Annotated in this window: 3 protein-coding genes; 2 read left to right on the forward strand and 1 reads right to left on the reverse strand. The window is 73.1% G+C overall.

Annotated elements, in window-relative coordinates; all coding sequences use genetic code 11:
- The coding region (locus VKA29_RS21710) for a hypothetical protein (RefSeq protein WP_324787569.1) at positions 1-183 on the reverse strand (183 nt) is incomplete at its 3' end.
- 63 nt (positions 184-246) lie between these two features.
- On the opposite strand from VKA29_RS21710, the gene VKA29_RS21715 reads away from it, so the two are divergent.
- Positions 247-3,633: an SDR family NAD(P)-dependent oxidoreductase gene (locus VKA29_RS21715; RefSeq protein ID WP_324787568.1), complete on the forward strand. Its 3,387-nt coding sequence runs from the start codon at positions 247-249 to the stop codon at positions 3,631-3,633.
- A 107-nt stretch (positions 3,634-3,740) separates the two neighbouring features.
- A partial coding sequence (locus VKA29_RS21720) for a type I polyketide synthase (protein WP_324787567.1) occupies positions 3,741-5,533 on the forward strand: 1,793 nt, incomplete at its 3' end.

Here is a 5,533-nt window from a genome sequence, read left to right on the forward strand (position 1 = left end):
CGGGCGGGTGAGGAGGCGGGCTGCGGTGTCGTCGAGGAACTGACGCTGGAAGCACCGCTCGCGCTGCCCGAACGCGGATCCGTCCAGGTGCAGGTGCTCGTCGGACCGGTCGACGAGGACGGGGCCCGGGGCGTCAGCGTCCACGCACGGCCCGAGGGCGGCGACGCGGTGTGGGTCCGGCATGCCGAGGGGAGTCTGGCCCCTGCCGAGGCCCCTGCCGAGGCCGAGGAGGCCGCGGGATGGGCTGTGGCCTGGCCTCCGCCGGGTGCGGATCCCGTCGACCTCGACGGGTTCTATGAGGGGCTTGCCCTGGCCGGTTACGGGTACGGCCCGGCCTTTCAGGGGTTGGCCCGCGCCTGGTGCCGGAGCGACGGTGATGTCGTGTTCGCCGAAGTGGTGCTGCCCGACGCGCAGCGGGAGGAGGCGGGCCGGTTCGCTCTGCATCCGGCCCTGCTCGACGCTGCGCTGCACGGGCTCGCGCTGTCCGGGCCGGCTGCGGACACGGGCGATGTGCGGCTGCCCTTCGCATGGAGCGAGGTGCGCCTGCAGGCCGTGGGAGCGTCCCGGTTGAGGGTCCGGTTGACGCCCACCGGCCCGGACACCCTCGCCGTCGACGTGGCGGACCCGGCCGGCCAACCGGTCGCGTCCGCGGCGTCGTTGGTGACCCGCACCGTCTCCGGAGAACGGCTCGCCGCATCCCTGGCGGGCGCCGGACGGCCCGACGCGCTGCACCGGATCGAGTGGACCGCCGCCCCGCCCGTCTCCCCCCGGGCGGGGACGGCCCGCGCCACCATCGGGGCCGGTGCCGCGTACGCCGACGTGGCCGCCCTGCGCGCCGCGCTCGACGCGGGCGACACGCCGGTGCCCGCGGAGGCCGTGCTGTACGTTCCGCAGGCGGACGGTGTCGGCGTCCCCGACTCGGCCCGCGACCGCACCGGCGCTCTGCTCACGCAGCTCCAGAACTGGCTCGCCGACCAGCGGCTGGAGGCCGTCCGGCTCGCCGTCGTGACCCGTGGCGCCGTCGCCGTACGCCCCGCTGAAGGCGTGGACGACCTGGCGCAGGCCCCGTTGTGGGGTCTTGTACGGGCCGCACAGAGCGAGCATCCGGAACGGTTCGTGCTGTGCGACGGTGACACCTCCGACGAACTGCTGGACGCGGTGTTCGCCGCCGACGAACCGCAACTCGCCCTGCGGGACGGGGCGCTGTTCGTGCCGCGACTGGTGCGTGCCGACGCGCCCGGGCAGCACACCGCCCTCGCGCTGCCCGTCGGCGCCCCCTCCTGGCTGCTGAGCACCTCCGGTGCCGGAACACTCGACGGCCTGGTGCTCGTGCCGTCCGACGCCCACGAGATCCAGCTCGCCGCGGGTGAGGTCCGTGTGGCCGTGCGTGCGGCCGGCCTCAACTTCCGTGACGTCCTCGTCGCGCTCGGCATGTACCCGGGCCACGCCCACATGGGCAACGAGGGGTCCGGCGTCGTCACCGAGGTCGGACCCGGCGTGACGGACCTGAGGGTCGGCGACCGGGTGACCGGACTGATCCGCGGCGCCTTCGGCCCGGTCGCCGTCGTGGACCGGCGCCTGGTGGTCCGTGTCCCCGACGACTGGACCTTCGAGCAGGCCGCGGCGATCCCGACGGTCTTCCTGACCGCCTACTACGGCTTGGTCGACCTCGCCGGGCTGCGGCGTGGCGAGCGGGTCCTGGTGCACTCCGCGGCCGGCGGTGTCGGCATGGCCGCCGTGCAGCTCATCCACCACCTGGGCGCCGAGGTGTTCGGCACGGCGAGCGAGGGCAAGTGGGACACCCTGCGCGCCCTCGGCCTGGACGACGACCACATCGCCTCCTCCCGCGACGCGTCCTTCGAGGAGCGCTTCGAGACCGCGACCGGTGGCAGGGGCATGGACGTGGTCCTGGACTGCCTGGCCGGTGAGCTGGTCGACGCCTCGCTGCGGCTGCTGCCGCGCGGCGGCCGGTTCCTGGAGATGGGCAAGACCGACATCCGCGACCCGGAGGACGTGGCCCGTACCTACCCGGGCGTCGCGTACCAGGCGTTCGACATGGTCGAAGGTGCCGGGCCGGAGCGGATCGGGGAGATGCTGCGGGAGTTGGTCGGGTTGTTCGAGGCGGGTGTGCTGCGGCCGTTGCCGGTGCGGGCGTGGGATGTCCGGCGTGCTGCGGAGGCGTTCCGGTTCATGAGTCAGGCCAGGCATACGGGCAAGCTCGTGCTGACGGTTCCGCAGGGCTGGGATGTGGGGGGCACGGTTCTGGTCACGGGTGGGACGGGGACGTTGGGTGCGTTGGTGGCGCGGCATCTGGTGGTTGTGCACGGGGTGCGGCATCTGGTGCTGACGAGTCGGCGGGGTGTGGATGCGCCGGGGGCTGTGGAGCTGGTCCGGGAGTTGGGCGGGTTGGGGGCCGAGGCGCGGGTGGTGGCTTGTGATGCGGGGGATCGCGGGCGGTTGGCGGAGGTGCTGGCGGGGATTCCTGTGGGGTGTCCGTTGCGGGGGGTGGTGCATGCGGCGGGTGTGGTGGATGACGGTGTGATCGGTTCGTTGGACGGTGGGCGGGTGGCTTCGGTGATGCGGCCGAAGGTGGATGCGGCGTGGAATCTGCATGAGTTGACGCGTGAGTTGGATCTGTCGGCGTTCGTGTTGTTCTCGTCGGCGGCGGGTGTGGTGGGTAGTGCGGGGCAGGGCAACTATGCGGCGGCGAACACGTTTCTGGATGCGTTGGCGCAGTTCCGGCGGTGTCGTGGGTTGCCGGGGGTGTCGTTGGCGTGGGGGCAGTGGGCCGAGTCCAGCGGTATGACCGGCACCCTCGACGCCACCGACCTCACCCGTATGGCGCGGACCGGAATGCGGCCCCTGTCCGTCGAGGAAGGGCTCGCCCTCTTCGACGACGCCACCCGCTACGACGAGGCGGTGCTCGCCGCCGTCCGTTTCGACCCGGCCGCGCTCCGTGGACAGGCCGACGCCGGACTGCTCCCCGCTGTCCTCCGCGGGCTGGTCCGCGCCACCGGGCGACGGGCCGCCGACCAGGATCCGGCCGCCGGCGCACCGGCCGTCCTCGCCGCCCGTCTCGCCGCGCTGGCTCCCACGGAACGGGCCCAGGCCCTGCTCGACCTGACGCGAACCCACGTGGCCGCCGTGCTGGCCCACCCCGATCCGGCCGCCCTCGACATCGAGCGCGGTTTCCTCGAGCTCGGTTTCGACTCGCTGACCGCCGTCGAGCTGCGGAACGTCCTGACCACCGTCACCGGACTTCGCCTGCCCACCTCGCTGATCTTCGACTACCCGACCCCGGCGGCGCTCGCGGCTCACCTGGCCGCCGAGATCCAGCCCGACGGCGCGGCCGCCGAGGCCGCCGAGACCGCCGTACTCACCGCCATGAACGAGTGGGAGGCCGCCGCCGTCGCCCTGCCCGCCGGCAGCGACGGCCGGGAGCGCGCCGTCAACCGCCTCCGCTCCCTCCTCTGGAAGCTCGAACAGCTCGACCAGCCCGACCGACTCGACCGGAACGGCGTCACGGCCGACGGCGAAAGCCCGGCGGCCGAGGCGGGCGACGAACCCGAGCTCAGCACGGCCACCGACGACGAGATGTTCGCCCTGATCGAGAAAGAGCTCGGCCTCAACTGACCACCCGCACGAAGCAGGAGGGCCGGAGGCACCGCACGCCGCCTCCGGCATCCGGCCCCCACCAGCCAGGACCCGCAGCCCCGCAAGCTCCCGGAGGCACCGCTCAGATGGCCACCAGCAACGAGGAAAAGCTCCGCGACTACCTCAAGCTCGTCACCGCGGACCTCCAGCAGACGCGCAGGCGTCTTCAGGCCGTCGAGGCACGGGAGCAGGAGCCGATCGCCATCATCGGCATGGCCTGCCGCTACCCCGGCGGCGTCACCTCCCCGGAAGGACTGTGGGAGCTGGTCCTCGAAGGCCGTGACGCCATCGGCGCCTTCCCCGACGACCGCGGCTGGGACCTCGACACGCTCTACGACCCCGACCCCGACGCCCCCGGCCGCAGCTACGTCCGCGAGGGCGGATTCGTCCACGACGCCGTCGGTTTCGACGCCGCGTTCTTCGGCATCCCCCCGCGCGAGGCCCTCGCCATGGACCCGCAGCAGCGGCTCTTCCTGGAAACCTCCTGGGAGGTCCTGGAACGCGCCGGCCTCGACCCGGCCGCCCTCAAGGGCAGCAGGACCGGCGTCTTCGTCGGCGCCGGCAACCCCGGCTATCTCGGCGGCGGCACCGGCACCCCGCCCCCGGAGATCGAGGGCTACACCCTCACCGGCAACGTCAACAGTGTCATCTCCGGCCGCGTCGCCTACACCTTCGGCCTGGAGGGCCCCGCCGTCACCGTCGACACCGCCTGCTCCTCCTCCCTCGTGGCCCTCCACCAGGCCGCACAGGCACTGCGCGCCGACGAATGCGCCCTGGCCCTCGCCGGAGGCGTCACCGTCATGCCGAACCCCTGGCTCTTCCAGGAGTTCAGCCGACAGCGCGGCCTCGCCAAGGACGGCCGCTGCAAGGCCTTCTCCGCCTCGGCGGACGGCACCGTCTGGGGCGAGGGCGTGGGCGTGCTGCTCCTGGAGCGCCTGTCGGACGCGCGGCGTAACGGTCACCGGGTGCTCGCGGTCGTACGGGGTTCCGCCGTCAACCAGGACGGTGCCAGCAGCGGTCTGACCGCCCCGAACGGGCCCTCCCAGCAGCGGGTGATCCGGCAGGCCCTGGCCAACGCCCGGCTCGGTCCCGCCGACGTGGACGCGGTCGAGGCGCACGGCACCGGAACGGCGCTGGGCGATCCGATAGAGGCGCAGGCCCTGCTCGCCACCTATGGGCGGGAGCGGGCCGAGGACCGGCCGCTGTGGCTCGGGTCGGTCAAGTCGAACATCGGCCACACCGCGGCTGCCGCGGGTGTGGCGGGTGTGATCAAGATGGTGATGGCGATGCGGCAGGGTGTGTTGCCGCGGACGTTGCATGTGGGGGAGCCGTCGCCGCATGTGGATTGGTCGGCGGGTGGGGTGGAGCTGCTGAGGGAGGCGGTGCCGTGGCCGGGGGCGGGGCGTCCGCGGCGGGCGGGTGTGTCGTCGTTCGGGATCAGTGGGACGAACGCGCATGTGATCGTGGAGTCTGCTGCGGTGGAGTCTGCTGCGGTGGAGGTGGGGGTGGAGGCGGGGCCGGTCGTGGGTGGTCTGGTGCCGTGGGTGGTGTCGGCGCGTTCGGATGCGGCGTTGCGTGCGCGGGCGGAGGGTCTGCGGGCGTTCGCGGGGGCTGCGGACGTCTCGCTGGTGGATGTCGGGGCTGCTTTGGTGCGGTCGCGGGCTGCGTTGGAGCGGCGGGCGGTGGTGCTGGCGGGGGACGCGGTCGGTTTCGAGGCCGGGCTGCGGTCTGTTGCCGAGGGTGTGCCGGTGGCGGGTGTGGTTGAGGGTGTGGTGCGTGCGGGTCGGGTGGCGTTGTTGTTTTCGGGGCAGGGGGCGCAGCGGGTTGGGATGGGGCGGGAGTTGTATGGGGCGTTTCCGGTGTTCGCGGCGGCGTTCGA

This window comes from Streptomyces sp. H51 (assembly GCF_035656535.1).
Classification (GTDB): Bacteria; Actinomycetota; Actinomycetes; order Streptomycetales; family Streptomycetaceae; genus Streptomyces.